We start from the raw sequence: 15,273 nt of genomic DNA, 5'->3' as shown, positions 1-15,273 counted from the left end.
CTTAATTAATTTTTCTAAAGTTAACAATTTGGTCAATTGCACCAATTATCATCACAAATATTTGGAGTGAAGAAATAGTAAGGCATAGACCAATTAATAGATATTGTAAAAAACTTTTAAAACCAAACTTCGTCATAAAAAATTTAACTACACTTATACCTGCTATAAAGAGCATGAAGTAAACTAAGTTCATTAAATTTAATGTAAAAATCTGAGCGCTTGATCCAAAATATTCGCCAGCCAAAGAAAGTATTGCAACTGTGGCAATTGATAGCATGAGAATTTCTTTTGGAAATTTTAAAAATTCAAGAGAGGAAGGTTGCAATATAAATTTTCCCCTTGAAAGTAATGTTCTTCCAGCCGTTGTGTAAGTTATATAGGAAATAACTAAGGATATAATAATTAAAACAGAGGGAAGAATTTGCAAAAATCTCTTGTAATAAATTTCAGCACTTTGAGCAAAATTAGACAAATCAACTTGAGAAAGTCCCGCTTCCTTTGCGACATTTGTATAGAAACCTGTAATCGTGTTAATAGTTTCCCTTGAATTTAGCACATCGCTATTTATGCCAAAGGCAAAAAATAGAACCATAATCGATGTAAAAAATATAAGAGATGTCGTCGTAATAGTCATGGAAACAGATCTATTGGTGCTAATCATATAGTGAAAAATCAAGATGAAAGGTCCAAAGATTGTAAAAATAATTATTGCATATATGGGTCCCAATAGGGCAGCTATTAAGAGGACAACTGCAATTAAAGTCGCCATCACTTTCATAATTCCTTCTTTTACAGATTCAACTACATACATAGAAGGAAATAAAATATAAAAAAAGGGAAAAATCATTCCAATCATGGAAATAATTATAGACCTTGTAAAAAGCCTAAAGAGTCCCTTAAAATCAGTTTCTTTTTCCAATAAATCAACTCCTAGTATTTTCATTTTACCACAGAATTACAATTTGATAAAGGAATCTAGTCTTGGGGAAATAAAAATTTACTTGGAGATTTAGACAATTAAAAAAGCTAGAAATATCTAGCTTAATTAGTAAATTTACATAGTCATTATCTTTATAGAAATAAAGCCATTGTAGATTCGCCATGGCTACTCTCCTATCAAATCTTTAATATTTTTATATAATTATTTATCTTCAAGTCATCGCAATAAAAGTTAATCCCATCTACAATTATTTTCTTCAATATTATTTAACTCATAAAAATTTTTACAATAATAAATAACTTAAAATGAAAATATTAAATTAAAATTCTGTGTAGAAAGTATTAAAAGGATTAATTGCTAAAATAGGCTAAAAAGAGTGCGCCAGGACCTGTGTGAGTTCCTACTACACTTCCAATTTGGATAAATTCTGGGGAATGTATTTTGCATTCCCAGAGATTTTTTGTTTCTCTTAAATACTTTTCAATTTTGCTACTATCTCTGCCAGTGTATCCAAGTTTAATAGGCATGGAAAAGTCAATTGATCCCCTTTTTTCGATTTCACGAATAAATAAATTATTGGCATTTTTTATTCCCTTTGCCTTGCCGGCAGTTGCAATGGCTCCATCTTCCATTGAGAGGAGAACTTTTACAGAGAAGAGACCTCCTACAAAGGCAGATGTCTTTGAAATTCTTCCGCCCCTTTCAAGGTATTCCAAAGTGTCAACTAAGACCATAAGCCTTAACTTCTTTTTTACTTCTTCTAGAATTTCTGAAATTTCTCTTGCAGACTTTCCTTCTTTGACAAGTTTCATTGCAAAATCCACAAGGGCACCTTCTGCATTGGAAACATTGAGAGAATCCACAATAAAAATTTTATCATTAAGACCCTTGGCAGCTATTTTTGCACTTTGATAAGTGCCAGATAATTTTGAAGAAATAACTATTACTACTGCTTCATCACCGTTATCAATGACTTTTTTGTAGGCCTCCATAAAGGCCATGGGTGTGGGTTGACTTGTCTTAGGAAATTCTTTTTTCCTTTCAAGCCTTTCATAAAATTCATCCTTTGTAATATCAATTGAATCTAAAAAGTCTTCTTCTCCAAAGGTTACATGGAGGGGAACGACGATTAAGTCCTTCTTAATATCTTCTTCAACATCACAAGTTGATCCTACAATTATTTTTACTGACATATACTTCCTCACAATTATATTAAAAAAATTTTTTACTTATTACTTATACTATAATCATATTAAAACTTTTATTTTTTAAGAAAATATGATCCTTTAATTAATTTTTACACATACTTAACATCTTTTGCAAACTTTAGTATAAAGAAAAGTCCATTAGGTGTCAACCTAGATATAGGACATCTATAATATGTTAAAATACTATTGTAAAAAGACTTTGTTATAGGGAGATGATTTTATCAATAGATATTCAAAAATTACAAAGAAGATTAAAAGAGAAATCGTGCTTTTAAAGGCAAGACCATGTAAATGGGGAAGATGTGCCTTTTGCGATTATATAGAAGACAATGATAGAGATGATAAAAGAATTGACGAGGTAAATTTTGAGGTTTTAAAAAACGTAAGTGGTGAATTTGGAGTATTAGAAGTAATTGATTCTGCATCAGTTTTTGAACTAACAGAAAATACTTTAAGGGAAATAAAAAAAGTTGTAGAAGAAAAAAATATTAAGAGATTATTTTTTGAATCACACTGGATTTATAGAAATAGGCTTGATGAAATCAGAAATTTTTTTAAGGTGCCAATTACATTTAAAATTGGTGTAGAAACTTTTGACAATGACTTTAGAGAAGGAGTTTTAAAAAAGGGAGCAAATTTTAAAGATTATAGGGAAGTACAAAAATACTTCGACTCTCCCTGTGTCATGGTTGGAATAAAGGGTCAGACAAAGGAAATGATAGATAAGGACATGGAAATCATAAAAAACTTTTCCCATGCAACTGTGAATATTTTTATGAATAATTCAACTGAAATAAAAAGAGATGAAGAGCTTGTAAAATGGTTCGTGGAAAAATATAGATATCTTGAGGATGATCCTCATGTAGATATTTTATTTGAAATAACTGATTTTGGTGTGGGTTGATTAAAATTAAAGGGCTTAAAGATAGAAATATATTAGAAATAATTAGGAATTATATAGAATATAGTGCAAACACAATAAAAATTCCCGATGGAAAATCCATCGGGATAATTTTTAAGTATATTTTATTTTAGATAAATAACATCGATACCATGTCTTGTACATGAAGCGGTGCTTCTGGACCAACAGGAAGTCCCAATAGATACCATACAATCATTAGTGCTGTCCAACCTACTAGGAAACACATTGAATATGGAAGCATCATTGATGTGAGAGTTCCAAGCCCAGAGTCTTCATCGTATTTTTGCATGAATACAACTATCATTGCAAAGTAAGACATAAGAGGTGTAATTATATTTGTTGAAGAGTCGCCAATTCTATAGGCAACTTGTGTAAGGGCAGGTGATAGTCCAAGTTCGTACATCATTGGAACAAAAATTGGAGCCATAATTGCCCATTTTGCTGAAGCTGATCCCATAAATAAATTTAGAAAAGCTGAAAGCAAGATAAACATAATTAGAAGTGGAAGTCCCTTTAATTTAATTGATTCTAAGAAGTCCGCTCCGTTTTTTGCAAGGATTAGACCTAAGTTTGTCTTGTTAAAATAAGATACAAATTGTGCTGCAAAGAAGGCGAGAACAAGATATCCGCCCATGCCCTTCATTGCCTTTGTCATTGCATCGACAAGATCATGTGAAGTCTTTATTGTTCCTACAGTTTTTCCATAGGCAATCCCAGGAATCATAAATAATAGTAGCATCCCTGGAATAAGTCCATGACCTAAGAAATATTTAAGGGTCATTGCATTTTTGCCTTCTTCGAAAGCTCTAAAAGGTGCATTTGCTGGGAACATTAAAAATGCCATAACTATTACGAATACTATAAAAGATATAAGAGCATTTCTAAGTCCCTTTCTTTCTAGATCTGTAAGAGGCGTTGAATCTGCCTTGTAAGATCCCTTATATTCTCCTAAGTTCTTTTCGACAATTTTATTAGTTACAAGAGTACCTATAATTGTAATTAAGAAAGTGGATACAAATAGGAAGTACCAGTTACAAGTAGCTGCAAGTGTTAGATCAATTCCTCCTGCCTTTAGGGCCTCGTTAGTAATATTTGTAAGTAGTGGGTCTGTTGTGCCAAGCAATAAGTTTGCAGAGAAACCACCGCTTACACCTGCAAAAGCTGCGGCAATACCGGCAAGGGGATGGCGACCAGCATTTACAAAGATAAGAGCTCCTAGTGGAACTACTACTAAGTATCCAGCATCAGATGCAATATTTGACATTACTCCGGCAAATACTACTGTTGCAGTTAAAAGCGTAGGATTTACATTTGATAGAAGTCTTTTAAGTGTAGCATCAAAAAGACCGCTATTTTCAGCAACGCCAACACCAAGCATAGCTACAAGAACTGTTCCCAAAGGAGCGAATCCTGTAAAGTTTTCTGTTGCAGAGTTAAAGATATAAGCAAGCCCTTCCCAATTAAGTAGAGAAATGGCTTCTTTAGTTACTTCTTCCTTAGCTTTTGCGTCGAAATATGTAACACTCATGCCTGATTTAGCTGCAAAATAAGATACTATGATTACGATTGCACTGAGTATAGCAAAAATCATTGCGGGGTGCGGTAATTTATTGCCAATTCTTTCTACACCCTTTAAAAAACCACCGACATCGTTTTGGTCTCTAACTTTTTTCTTTTTTTCAACCATTATATATATTCCTCCTTATTAATGAAAATGATATCTTCAAATTAATGTTATAGTATTTATAAAATACTTGCAAGAAATATTTCACGATATTGTTATTTTTGGCAGCACTGTAATAGGATAAACTGCATTATTAATTATGAGAATTAAAGAATATATTCATAATATGCTATATTTAAGCAAATTTGTTGATTTGCGGAAGGAGGAAGAATAAAATTATTTCACAATAGTATCCCTTTATGATAAAATATATTAGCGAGGAGGTAAGCTAATGAAAGAATATAGTTCCTTTGAGATACTTGGACCTATAATGGTTGGTCCATCTTCGTCTCACACTGCAGGCGCTTGCAAGATAGCGAGAGTTGCGGCAAAAATCTGCCCTAAAAATTATGAAAACGTGGAATTTTATTTACACGGCTCCTTTTCATATACATATAAGGGACATGGTACTGATAGAGCTCTTTTAGGTGGAATAATGGGTTTTAAAACTTATGATAGTTCTATTAGAGATGCTTATGAAATAGCAAAGGAGAGAGGTGTAAAATACTCTTTTATCCCGACAAATTTAGGAGAAGAATATCATCCAAATACTGTTAAAATAAAATTCAATTACAAAGATGGAAGTAGCGAATATGTAATCGGTTCCTCAATTGGCGGAGGCAATATGGTCATAGTTGACATAAATGGAATAAAAGTTGAGTTTGACGGAAAATTCCCAACATTTTTATTTCAATACAATGAGCAAAAGGGCGTTATAGCTGAAGTTTCAACGGCATTAGCCGATGATAATTATAATATTGAATCTATTAACACGACTAAGGACGAACTGACAAATATTGTTACCCTAACTGTTGAGTTAGATGAAAATGCTAACGAAAATCTAAAAAATAAATTGTTAAATAATTCCAGATATTTAACATCAAAATATGTGGAGGTTTAAATGTTAAATACTGCTAAGGAAATTATAGAAGTTTGTAAAAGTGAAGATCTTCACTTTTATGATTTAGTATTAGAGTCTGAGACAAAGACTCTTAAAATATCTGAAGAGGAAATGAAGGACAAGCTAAAAGAAATTTTAGAAGTTATGAAATCTTCCTCTCATGAAACTTTAGATAAAGTTTATGACACAGAATATAAAATGATAGACGGTTTTGCAAAAAAAATGAACAACTATCAAAAAGAAAAAGATCCTTTAACTAGTAAATTTCTAGCGAGGACTATGGCTATGGCCTTTTCCACATCAGAGACTAATGCAAATATGGGAATTATTGCGGCAGCGCCAACTGCTGGAAGTTCTGGTATTATGCCAGCAGCCTTAATGGCGGCAAGAGAAAAGTATGGTCTTGATGATGATATTTTAATAAATGGACTCTTGACATCAATAGGAATAGGGCAAATCATTGGTAAATATGCTACATTCGCTGGTGCTGAAGGTGGATGCCAAGCTGAATGTGGTTCTGCCAGTGCAATGGCAGCAGCTGCACTAGTAGAAATGCTTGGCGGAAGTGTCGAAGAAGCACTAAATGCAGCCAGCATTACACTTGTTAATGTAATGGGGCTCGCCTGCGATCCAATTGCAGGACTAGTAGAGTATCCATGCACTTTTAGAAATGCCTCAGGTGTTATAAATTCTTTTATATCAGCTGATATGGCCCTTGCGGGTATAAAATCAATTGTACCTTTTGACGAAGTCTGTCAGGCAATGGGCGAAGTAGGGCATCTATTGCATGAATCAATTAGGGAGACTGGTCTTGGCGGATTAGCAGGTACAAAAACTGGACAATGTATTAGATCCAAGTTTTTGAATATTAAGGAGGATTAAAATGACAGAAAAAAAGAAAAAAATAGGTCTAATACCTAGACTTATAATAGCTATTGCACTAGGTATTCTTGTTGGTCAATTTTTGCCAGCATGGGTAACTAAAGTAGCAATCACAATCTCTGGATTATTTGGAGCATTTTTAAATTTCATTATTCCATTGATGATCATCGCCTTTGTATCTAAGGGTATTGCAGATCTATCAGAAGGTGCCGGCAAACTTTTAGGAGTAACAGTTGGACTTTCTTATGCATCAACACTTATTGCAGGTTCACTATCTTATACAATGGCAAGGACTATATTCCCAAGCTTTATTAAGCCAGAACTTGCAGAACAAGTTCAAAAAGCAACAGCAAATGAAATTGCACCATTCTTTGAAATTCCGCTAGGAGCTTTCATCGATGTAACTGCAGCACTTGTACTTGCGTTTATGTTAGGACTTACAGTTTCAGCATTAAGAGCAAAGGGCAGTGGAGAAACTTTCTACAAAGGAATTAACGAATTCAACGAAATCATAAATTTAGTATTAGCAAAATTTGTAATTCCTCTACTTCCATTCTTTATTTTTGGTAACTTCTGTAACTTATCATATTCAGGTTCAGTATTTGCAATTCTTGGAATATTCTGGAAAATATTCCTATGTATTATTATTTTACACTTACTATACATGGTTATTCTATTTACAGCAGCAGGAGGATACACTGGAAGAAACCCTGTAAAATGTTTAAGAGCCGCAGTTCCAGCTTATTTAACAGCAGTAGGAACTCAATCTTCAGCAGCTACTATCCCTGTTAATGTTGCTTGTAATAGAAAAATGGGCGTAACAAGACAAATTAGAGAATTTTGTATTCCATTATGTGCAACTGTTCACTTAGCTGGATCTATGATTACTTTAACAGCTTGTGTATTTACATTACTTTCAATGTTTAACATGGATCACTCTTTCACATTACTTATTAAATTTATAGGAATTCTAGGGGTTGCGATGGTAGCAGCACCAGGAGCACCAGGAGGAGCAGTAATGAGTGCCCTTCCATTCTTGCCAGTAGTTGGAATTGATTCATCAGGAACACTTGCTACAATATTAATTTCACTATATCTAACTCAAGACTCTTTCGGTACAGCAGCCAATGTAACTGGCGATAATGCTATTTCTATGGCAGTTGAAAAAATCTATTACAAACACATTGTAAAAAGACCTATTCCAAAAGAAGACTTTGAGGATGAAGCGAGAATAGAATTATAATTAAAAAGCATATTTACCTAAAAAGCTATGTCTAAGGGCGTAGCTTTTTTTGCGTAAAGATTTTATAAAATAATATCTATTTAAATAGTAATAAGAGATCGGTATAATTAAATTAAAGGTTGGTGTGAGATGAAAACTGTACTTATAACAGGATCCTCAAGGGGAATAGGGCGAGATATTGCAAAGAGACTTGCAAAAGAAGATTACAGAATAATAATTAATTACAATAAATCAGAAAAAGAAGCAAAAGAATTAGAGAAGGAAATTAGAGAAAGGGGTAGAGATGCCCTTGCAATAAAGGCAGATGTTACAAAATTTGTCGAAGTGGAAGATATGTTTAATGAAGTTTCAAAAAGATTTAAGGGAGTGGACATATTGATAAACAATGCTGGGATTTCTAGTTATGCCCTTTTCCAAGACATAGATGAAAAAACTTGGGACGAGATATTTGATGTAAATGTAAAGGGAGTTTACAATTCTATTCACGCAGCTCTACCCTATATGTTAGAAAGACATTCTGGAAAAATTTTAAATATGTCTTCTATTTGGGGCATAGTTGGAGGAGCTATGGAAAGTCATTATTCGGCGACTAAGGGTGCAATAAATGCACTTACTAAGGCTTTGGCACAAGAATTGGGATACTCAGGCATAACAGTGAATGCGATTGCTCCAGGAGCTGTTGACACGCCAATGACAAATAAAATCGGAGAAGAAAATTTATGTATTCTATCAGAAGATATACCTATGGGTAGACTTGCAACCACAGAAGAAATTGCTGAGTTAGTAGCATTTATGATTTCAGACAAAAATTCTTATATGACGGGGCAGATAATTTCACCAAATGGTGGAATGATTGTATATTAATTAATGATCAGGAGAAATATGAAAATTTTGTTTATTTATAATCCAAATTCAGGCGATAAAAGTGGAAAAGAATTTATTGGAAAAATTAATGAAGAACTTAAAAAGCATTTTGATGAAATAATTTTAAGAGAAACAAAGGAAGCTGGCGACGGCACAAGTTTTGTTGAAGAAGTGAAAAATGTCGACGCTATTGGAGTATATGGTGGCGATGGAACAGTAAATGAAGTTTTAATGGGGATGAATAAAATTTCCTCAAAAGCAAAACTTTTAATTTTGCCTGGAGGTACGGGAAATTTATTGGCAAAAAAATTAGAAATTCCAGAAGATAAAGAAAGGGCATTATTGTCCTTTGATTTTATAAGGACGAAAAAAATAGATTTAGGCAAGGCAAATGATAAAGTTTTTAGCTTATTTGCATCTATCGGTGCAGTTCCAGAAGCAATTCACGAAGTATCTTCAGAAGAAAAATCAAAATTTGGAGGGATGGCCTATATAAAAAAATCCATAGAAAAATTAACCTCATCTGAAAAATACAATTTAGAAGTAAAATCAGATAGCGGAGAGTATAGTGGGTCAGTAGATCACTTAATAGTTGCTCTTTCAAATAAAATTGGAAAATTAGAATTTACAAATATAGATAAGGAAAGAGATAGTGGAAATGCCGATTTATTTATTTTAACAAGTGATTCTATAAAAGACAGACTTGAGGTTTTAAAGGATTCAATTGCTGGAGAAGTTGAAGAAGGAGATAGCGTTGTCCATTATACTTTAAAGGAAGCAAAAATTTCATTATTGGGTACAGAAGAAGTTATAATGGATATAGATGGCAATAGAGGGCCTAGCTTGCCAGTTGATATAAAAATTTTAAAGGAAGCTGTGGAGGTTTATATTCCAAAAAGCTATCCTTAAATAAGGAATATCATGTATGTAATTAAAATACATTATATTATTTGTTATAATAATACATATTAGATAAATAATATTAATAATTATATGGAGATATGACATTATGGAAAAAAGTGAAGTTAAAAATTATAAAATTAAAAATAAAAAGACTCTAAACCAGCAAGTTTATGAATCATTAAAACAAATGCTCTTAGATAATATTTTTGAAGTTGGGCAGAAGTTAAATGAGACAGATATTGCAGAAGCTTTAGGAGTAAGTGCAACTCCCGTAAGAGAAACTTTTAGAAGATTGGCTACAGAAGGATTTCTAGAGGTTATTCCATACAAAGGAGTTTATGTCAAGGAATTTTCTGAAAAGGAATTAATTGAAGTATATGAATGCAGGCAAGCTTTAGAGAAGTTGGCTTTAGAGCTAGCAATTTCTAATATTTCTGAAGATGAAATTGATAATTTAATTGAAGAAATAGAAGAAAATACCAAGATTAATGATATTGATAGCAATGTTGAAATGAGTAATAAGTTGCATAATTTTATTGTTGAAAAATCTGGAAATAAACGATTAAAGGAATTAATAGGAAACTTGAACGATGTTTTAATTAGAGATAGGAATATTTCTGCTGGTGATAAAATAAGACGAAAGGAAATTTTAGAAGAACATTTAAATATTTTGAATGCTCTTAAAGAAAAAAATTTAGAACAAGCTAAAAAGTATTTACAGGACCATATAAAAAGAGGATGTTATTATATAATTAACAAGAAAAAGATTAACTAAATATATATTTAATAACGAAGTATGTTTTTATAAATACATTGTATCAAAAAAGGCGAGGAATTTTATTTTCTTTGCCTTTTTTAGTTTGAAATTTTTCAAACAAATTATTTGTTTTTAAATTTATTATTGTAAAGTTTTAAAGAAAAGGATATAATAGCTTTAGGATAAAATATTCTATAGAAAATAGAAAATATAAAAGAGGAGAGGGAGTTATTATGAAAAAAATTTTGATGGGAAAGATAGCGGATAAATTAATCGATGTTAATTTAAAAATGAGAAGAGGAGAGAAACTTTTAATTGTTACAGAACCAGACAAAATCAGTATAGCTGAGACAATAGCTGCATCTGCTTATAGAAAAGATATTGAACCAGTAATTACTATAATGATGCCAAGAGAGTTCGATAGTAATGAGCCACCAAAAATTATTGCAGAAGCGATGAAGGCTTCAGATGCTTTTTTATCAGTTGTAGGCAAATCTATAACACATACAAATGCTGTGAAAAAAGCAACGGAAAATGGAAGTAGAGGAATTGTTTTAACGCAATTTACCGAAGACATGATGATTCACGGAGGTATGGAATGTGATTTTGAAAAACAAGCTCCTTTATGCAAAAAGGTTGCTAGTATGCTAGCAAATTCTAAAAAAGTTCATCTAACAACTCCATTGGGAACAGATTTAACTTTTTCTGCTGAAGGTAGAAGAGGAAACTCTTTATATTGCATAGTTGAACCTGGAGAGTTTTCAACAGCACCAACAATCGAAGCTAATGTATCCCCAATAGAAGGAACAGCACAGGGAAAAATAGTAGCAGACGCTAGCGTACCATATATTGGAATAGGGTTATTAGAAGAACCAATTGAATTTGAAGTTATTGATGGATTCATTGTAGACATAAAGGGAGGATATCAAGCAAAAATGTTATCAGATAATTTTAAATCTATGAATGATCCTAATGTTTATAATATAGCAGAGCTAGGTATAGGATTAAATCCAAACTGTAGTTTTGTTGGCTTAATGTTAGAGGATGAAGGTGTATACGGTTCAGTTCATATTGGGATTGGAACTAGTGTGAATTTAGGTGGAACTTTAAAAGCAGCATGTCACTATGATGCAATAATGACTGGAGCTACAGTTATTGCAGATGGAGTAACAATACTAAAAGACGGAAAAATTGCTTTTTAAATGGGAACTATAAGGGAGGATTCTTATGTTTACAATTGAATTAAACATGTTTTATACTGCAGCAATTGCGGTTTTAGTGTTACTATTAGGATCATTCGTTAAAAAGAGAGTACACATATTAGAGAGGTTTTGTATACCTGTTCCAGTTGTAGGTGGAATTATTTTTACAACTATGACTCTTTTAGGATATATAACAGAAACATTTATGATAAAGTTTGATTTTGTTTTAAGTGATTTTTTCATGCTTATTTTTTATACTAGTATAGGTTTTACGGCTAGCATACCTCTACTTAAAAAAGCAGGTAAAGCAGCGATTGTGTTTCTGATTTTATCAAGCTTACTGGTTATATTACAAAATGTATGGGGTATTGTTGGCTCATTAATAATAGGGGTAGATCCATTGGTTGGAGTTGCCACAGCATCTATACCAATGACAGGAGGACATGGAACTAGTGCTGCATTTGCACCAGATTTAGTAAAACTAGGTTTAGAAACGGCAACTACAATAACCTTATCTGCAGCTACTTTTGGACTTGTGGCGGGAGCTTTAATAGGAGGTCCTGTTGGGAAATTTTTAATTGAGAAAAAGTCAAAAACAAAATCAGCGAGTGAAGAAGAGAATATAATAGATTTTGAATCTACTATGGAAAACGTTATAACTGCAAAAGGATTTAGAGAATCTGCTTATCTTATGTTAATATCAATTGGATTAGGGACAATACTATCAAAGCTATTAAGCTTATCAGGATTAAATTTTCCAGCTTCAGTAGGTGGAATGTTAGCATCTGCAGCTATTTTAAATCTCAATAATGATGAAAACAGATTTCATGTACATCATTCAGAGTTGGAATTAATGGGTGAAATAGCTTTATCTATCTTTTTGGCCATGAGTATGATGAAACTAAAGTTATGGGAGTTAGCTGAGCTTGCTACACCTATGTTAGTTTTACTGTTTGGTCAAGTCATTTTAATGGTTTTATTTGGAGTGTTTTTAACATTTAAGTTTATGGGCGGTGACTATGATGCTTGTATAATAACAGCTGGTCATTGCGGATTTGGTTTAGGGGCTGTTCCTACAGCCATGGCAAACATGAATACTTTAAGCGAGAAATATGGATATTCTCCTAAGGCTTTCTTCTTAGTACCATTAATTGGAAGTTTATTTATTAATGTTATAAACTCATTTGTAATAACTATTGCGATGAATATCGCAGCTAATTTATAAACTAAAAAGATTGTTTTTTAAAATAAAATTATAAAATAAAAGATGATGTTGCAAAATAGACAATTCTATTTTGCGATATCACTTTTTTTGTTAAATATTTGAATTTAGCCATTATATTTTCCGATTTAAAAAAATATTTTAGATAGATTTTTCCAATTTCCCTTAAAAATGGGGACACATAATAAAGCTATACTTTTGAAAATTTTTTTCTTAAGCAGCTTTGTATTTTATGATTTCTAAGTCTTTTTTTGTTATTTTTGATGCTAATTTATTTAGGTTTAAGGATATTGATAAAAGATTTATTTCACTTATTACATTCGCTTTTCCCTTATGGTGAAATCTATTATAGGATAAACCATCTTTTATTTTGGAGAATGCTCCTTCTGCTTGGATCGATCTGTTTATTCTTTCTTCTATTCCTTCTTTTGATGTTATATTTTTAAGGATTTTTCTCTATATTTTTGAAAGGTTTCTGATATATATTCCTTTTGTTTTTGTCCATTTGTATTCCAATCAAAGCATCTATATGTCTTTGTTGTCGATATGTATCCACTTTTCTTTTTTGTATGTTTGTCTTTACATCTTATGAATTCTTTTCCATCTGGAGATAGGTATTTATCTTGTTTTTCATCATATTTTAGGTTCTTTCTAAACTCCATGTCTTTTTTGTATTTTCTTGTTTTTGATTTTTTATAGTTTGATGGTTTTAATTTACCCTTTAACATATGGTCTTCTTTCATTCTCATAAAGGTTGCATCATGGTCTGTTTTGAGTAGGAATTTCTATATTCTCCCATTATTTCTAAATGTTTTTTGTATTTTTCGAGTTTTTCTTTCCAGTCTTTTAGCTTTTCGTAGTTTCATTGGAGTTGGTGTTTTCTTTTTCCTTGTCCATATACAAATTCTATATTTTTATCTGCACATTCTTTTGCCGTTTGGTTAAAAACTGTTATTACTACTTCAAGGACTTCTTCTGCTGTTGAATTTTCATTAAGTCCTAAGTATTTTACGACTTTTATTTTAAGTTTTTCTTGATATTTTTCAATGCTTCCTCTCCATACAAAGCTATATCTGTTGGCATAGGCTTCTATCTTTGTTCCGTCTATGTATATACTTGATAGATCTATTTGATTTTCTTCTATTAACATTTGGACCATTTGATTAAGTAAATCTGGCGTTAATTCTGTTATTTTTTGTCTAAATCTATTTATTGTGCTATGGTCAGGTGCTTGTTCTGTATCTAGTAGATATTTAATTCTTAAGTCATATTTACAAGCTTTTTCTATTTCTCTTGATGAAAATATTCCTTCTGAATAGCAGAATATTAGTATTTCGAGCATTGTTACAGGATTTACAACTGTTTTTCTTCCATATGATGAATAGACTTTTTTAAGTTCTGATAAATTCATCCTTTCAATTATATTTTTTACAAGTCTTAGTTTTACATCATCTTGGATATATATTTCTGTATTGAAGTTTAATCTTAGTTGAATTGTGTTATTAACTAGTGTAAAATTAGTTAATGACAGTGTATCGTTTTGTTTTTTCATGATTACATTGTATCAAAAAAGACGAGGATTTTTATGTTTCCTCGTCTTTTTATTTATTGGAACTTTTGCAACAGCCCCTTTTATATAGTACTTGAATTAAACCATTATAGTTTTTTTATTATAATTGTAAACTAAAAAGAATATTAAAATATTTTACTTCTAATGCAGTTAAATATTTTAAGAAAACTTGATAACAAAACTATGTAATGTATTAACCGTCAAACTCCATTGAAGTATTTTTATATGAACTTAGTTTTCTTTAAGTGTCACAATATTATTTGCAACTCATCAAATCAAAATAAGCATTGATCTATTAACTTTTTATTTTTTAACTTTTCAATGCCCTCTCTCGGAATAGCATTATAGCCATAAATTATTCTAGCAAGTCCACCTGTAATAGCTGTAGTAGTGTCTGTGTCATCTCCAAGGTTTACTACTTTTAGAAGGGATCTTTATAATTATTAGTGTTTAATATGCACCACAAAGAAGCGTCCAAAGTATGATATGCGAAGCCAGCCTATTTAACTTAGTCTATACTTTTATTTCCTACATTTAATTTTTCGCCTTTAATTAAATTCCTCGCAATATGAACATAATCTACGCAAGCTTTTCATGAAATTTCATGAACATGAGTAATGCTAGAAACTTCTTTTATTTTTCATCGCTCGCATTTATAAAGGCAATGGTAAAATTCTCATGAGTGATCCATTTTCATTGGAGTAAAAGTCAGACATACCGCGATTCAATTCAAGAGCTTCTCTAGTTGTCATACCAACATCAAAAACTTCTCCGTCAGCAGTGAACTTGCCATTAAATAACCAATCTTTAAAATTCTTTCTAATTATCATCAATATCTATATATCCCTTGTCCGTTATAGATTTGCAAGTCGCAAGAGTCAGGCTAGTATCATCGGACCAAGTTCCCGCTTCTTTATTCTATGTCCCAAAACCAAC

16 protein-coding genes and 1 pseudogene are annotated in these 15,273 nt (G+C 31.7%); 9 read left to right on the top strand and 8 right to left on the bottom strand.

From position 1 onward, the window contains the following. Nucleotide 1: 1 nt before the first annotated feature. Nucleotides 2–943, bottom strand: coding sequence for a DUF2232 domain-containing protein (locus HKO22_RS01480; protein WP_169968038.1), 942 nt, complete (start codon nt 941–943; stop codon nt 2–4). Nucleotides 944–1,290: 347 nt separating this feature from the next. After that, nucleotides 1,291–2,133 (bottom strand): DegV family protein, encoded by an 843-nt coding sequence (locus HKO22_RS01475; protein ID WP_075659632.1) that lies wholly within the window; start codon nt 2,131–2,133, stop codon nt 1,291–1,293. Nucleotides 2,134–2,368: 235 nt separating this feature from the next. On the opposite strand from HKO22_RS01475, the gene HKO22_RS01470 reads away from it, so the two are divergent. Then, entirely contained in the window at nt 2,369–3,052 is a 684-nt protein-coding gene (locus HKO22_RS01470) for a radical SAM protein (protein ID WP_169968250.1), read from the top strand. Between the two features lie 127 nt (nt 3,053–3,179). Here HKO22_RS01470 and HKO22_RS01465 read toward each other — a convergent pair whose 3' ends face one another. Beyond that, nucleotides 3,180–4,757: an AbgT family transporter gene (locus HKO22_RS01465; protein WP_169968036.1), complete on the bottom strand. Its 1,578-nt coding sequence runs from the start codon at nt 4,755–4,757 to the stop codon at nt 3,180–3,182. 268 nt (nt 4,758–5,025) lie between these two features. Here HKO22_RS01465 and sdaAB point away from each other — a divergent pair, with 268 nt between their 5' ends. From sdaAB to gltS, 8 genes are all read left to right on the top strand, one after another. Continuing rightward, on the top strand, nt 5,026–5,694 hold the full coding sequence (gene sdaAB, locus HKO22_RS01460; protein WP_075659630.1) for an L-serine ammonia-lyase, iron-sulfur-dependent subunit beta: 669 nt from the start codon (nt 5,026–5,028) through the stop codon (nt 5,692–5,694). Beyond that, on the top strand, nt 5,695–6,576 hold the full coding sequence (gene sdaAA / locus HKO22_RS01455) for an L-serine ammonia-lyase, iron-sulfur-dependent, subunit alpha (protein WP_075659629.1): 882 nt from the start codon (nt 5,695–5,697) through the stop codon (nt 6,574–6,576). Between the two features lies 1 nt (nt 6,577). Continuing rightward, nucleotides 6,578–7,819 carry a dicarboxylate/amino acid:cation symporter gene (locus HKO22_RS01450; RefSeq protein WP_075659628.1) on the top strand — a complete coding sequence of 414 codons (1,242 nt, stop codon included), beginning with the start codon at nt 6,578–6,580 and terminating at the stop codon, nt 7,817–7,819. Nucleotides 7,820–7,948: 129 nt separating this feature from the next. After that, complete coding sequence (ymfI, locus tag HKO22_RS01445; protein ID WP_075659627.1) at nt 7,949–8,683, top strand: elongation factor P 5-aminopentanone reductase; 735 nt, start codon at nt 7,949–7,951, stop codon at nt 8,681–8,683. Nucleotides 8,684–8,701: 18 nt separating this feature from the next. Beyond that, complete coding sequence (locus HKO22_RS01440) at nt 8,702–9,592, top strand: diacylglycerol/lipid kinase family protein (protein WP_169968035.1); 891 nt, start codon at nt 8,702–8,704, stop codon at nt 9,590–9,592. A 100-nt stretch (nt 9,593–9,692) separates the two neighbouring features. Further along, nucleotides 9,693–10,361, top strand: a complete 669-nt coding sequence (locus HKO22_RS01435) for a GntR family transcriptional regulator (RefSeq protein ID WP_169968033.1) — start codon at nt 9,693–9,695, stop codon at nt 10,359–10,361. A gap of 227 nt (nt 10,362–10,588) precedes the next feature. Beyond that, nucleotides 10,589–11,545: an aminopeptidase gene (locus HKO22_RS01430; RefSeq protein ID WP_211660185.1), complete on the top strand. Its 957-nt coding sequence runs from the start codon at nt 10,589–10,591 to the stop codon at nt 11,543–11,545. Between the two features lie 25 nt (nt 11,546–11,570). Further along, on the top strand, nt 11,571–12,770 hold the full coding sequence (gene gltS / locus HKO22_RS01425; protein WP_169968029.1) for a sodium/glutamate symporter: 1,200 nt from the start codon (nt 11,571–11,573) through the stop codon (nt 12,768–12,770). 210 nt (nt 12,771–12,980) lie between these two features. On the opposite strand, the gene HKO22_RS11115 is transcribed toward gltS, so the two are convergent. From HKO22_RS11115 to HKO22_RS10655, 5 genes and pseudogenes are all read right to left on the bottom strand, one after another. Next, complete coding sequence (locus HKO22_RS11115; RefSeq protein ID WP_407947278.1) at nt 12,981–13,163, bottom strand: transposase; 183 nt, start codon at nt 13,161–13,163, stop codon at nt 12,981–12,983. A 38-nt stretch (nt 13,164–13,201) separates the two neighbouring features. Beyond that, nucleotides 13,202–13,516 (bottom strand): hypothetical protein, encoded by a 315-nt coding sequence (locus HKO22_RS10670; RefSeq protein WP_211660184.1) that lies wholly within the window; start codon nt 13,514–13,516, stop codon nt 13,202–13,204. 113 nt (nt 13,517–13,629) lie between these two features. Next, the gene (locus HKO22_RS10665) at nt 13,630–14,319 is read right to left on the bottom strand and encodes a transposase (RefSeq protein ID WP_211660183.1); all 690 of its coding nucleotides are present in this window, start codon (nt 14,317–14,319) and stop codon (nt 13,630–13,632) included. A gap of 293 nt (nt 14,320–14,612) precedes the next feature. Continuing rightward, nucleotides 14,613–14,720 (bottom strand): annotated as a pseudogene (locus HKO22_RS11110) (ADP-ribosylglycohydrolase family protein); the annotation flags it as partial. Between the two features lie 270 nt (nt 14,721–14,990). Continuing rightward, entirely contained in the window at nt 14,991–15,170 is a 180-nt protein-coding gene (locus HKO22_RS10655) for an ADP-ribosylglycohydrolase family protein (RefSeq protein WP_211660182.1), read from the bottom strand. Nucleotides 15,171–15,273 lie beyond the last annotated feature (103 nt).

Source organism: Peptoniphilus faecalis, assembly GCF_012976305.1.
In the GTDB taxonomy this organism is placed as follows: Bacteria; Bacillota; Clostridia; order Tissierellales; family Peptoniphilaceae; genus Peptoniphilus_A; species Peptoniphilus_A faecalis.
Note: the sequence above shows the minus strand (reverse complement) of the source record. Positions and strands in the feature narration are given on the sequence as shown.

Excerpts from the sequence above, each read along its gene's own strand:
- HKO22_RS01480 (WP_169968038.1), bottom strand. The coding sequence starts at position 943 with ATGAAAATACTAGGAGTTGATTTATTGGAAAAAGAAACTGATTTTAAG.
- HKO22_RS01475 (WP_075659632.1), bottom strand. The coding sequence starts at position 2,133 with ATGTCAGTAAAAATAATTGTAGGATCAACTTGTGATGTTGAAGAAGAT.
- HKO22_RS01465 (WP_169968036.1), bottom strand. The coding sequence starts at position 4,757 with ATGGTTGAAAAAAAGAAAAAAGTTAGAGACCAAAACGATGTCGGTGGT.
- sdaAB (WP_075659630.1), top strand. The coding sequence starts at position 5,026 with ATGAAAGAATATAGTTCCTTTGAGATACTTGGACCTATAATGGTTGGT.
- sdaAA (WP_075659629.1), top strand. The coding sequence starts at position 5,695 with ATGTTAAATACTGCTAAGGAAATTATAGAAGTTTGTAAAAGTGAAGAT.
- HKO22_RS01450 (WP_075659628.1), top strand. The coding sequence starts at position 6,578 with ATGACAGAAAAAAAGAAAAAAATAGGTCTAATACCTAGACTTATAATA.
- ymfI (WP_075659627.1), top strand. The coding sequence starts at position 7,949 with ATGAAAACTGTACTTATAACAGGATCCTCAAGGGGAATAGGGCGAGAT.
- HKO22_RS01440 (WP_169968035.1), top strand. The coding sequence starts at position 8,702 with ATGAAAATTTTGTTTATTTATAATCCAAATTCAGGCGATAAAAGTGGA.
- HKO22_RS01435 (WP_169968033.1), top strand. The coding sequence starts at position 9,693 with ATGGAAAAAAGTGAAGTTAAAAATTATAAAATTAAAAATAAAAAGACT.
- gltS (WP_169968029.1), top strand. The coding sequence starts at position 11,571 with ATGTTTACAATTGAATTAAACATGTTTTATACTGCAGCAATTGCGGTT.
- HKO22_RS10670 (WP_211660184.1), bottom strand. The coding sequence starts at position 13,516 with ATGAGAATGAAAGAAGACCATATGTTAAAGGGTAAATTAAAACCATCA.
- HKO22_RS10665 (WP_211660183.1), bottom strand. The coding sequence starts at position 14,319 with ATGAAAAAACAAAACGATACACTGTCATTAACTAATTTTACACTAGTT.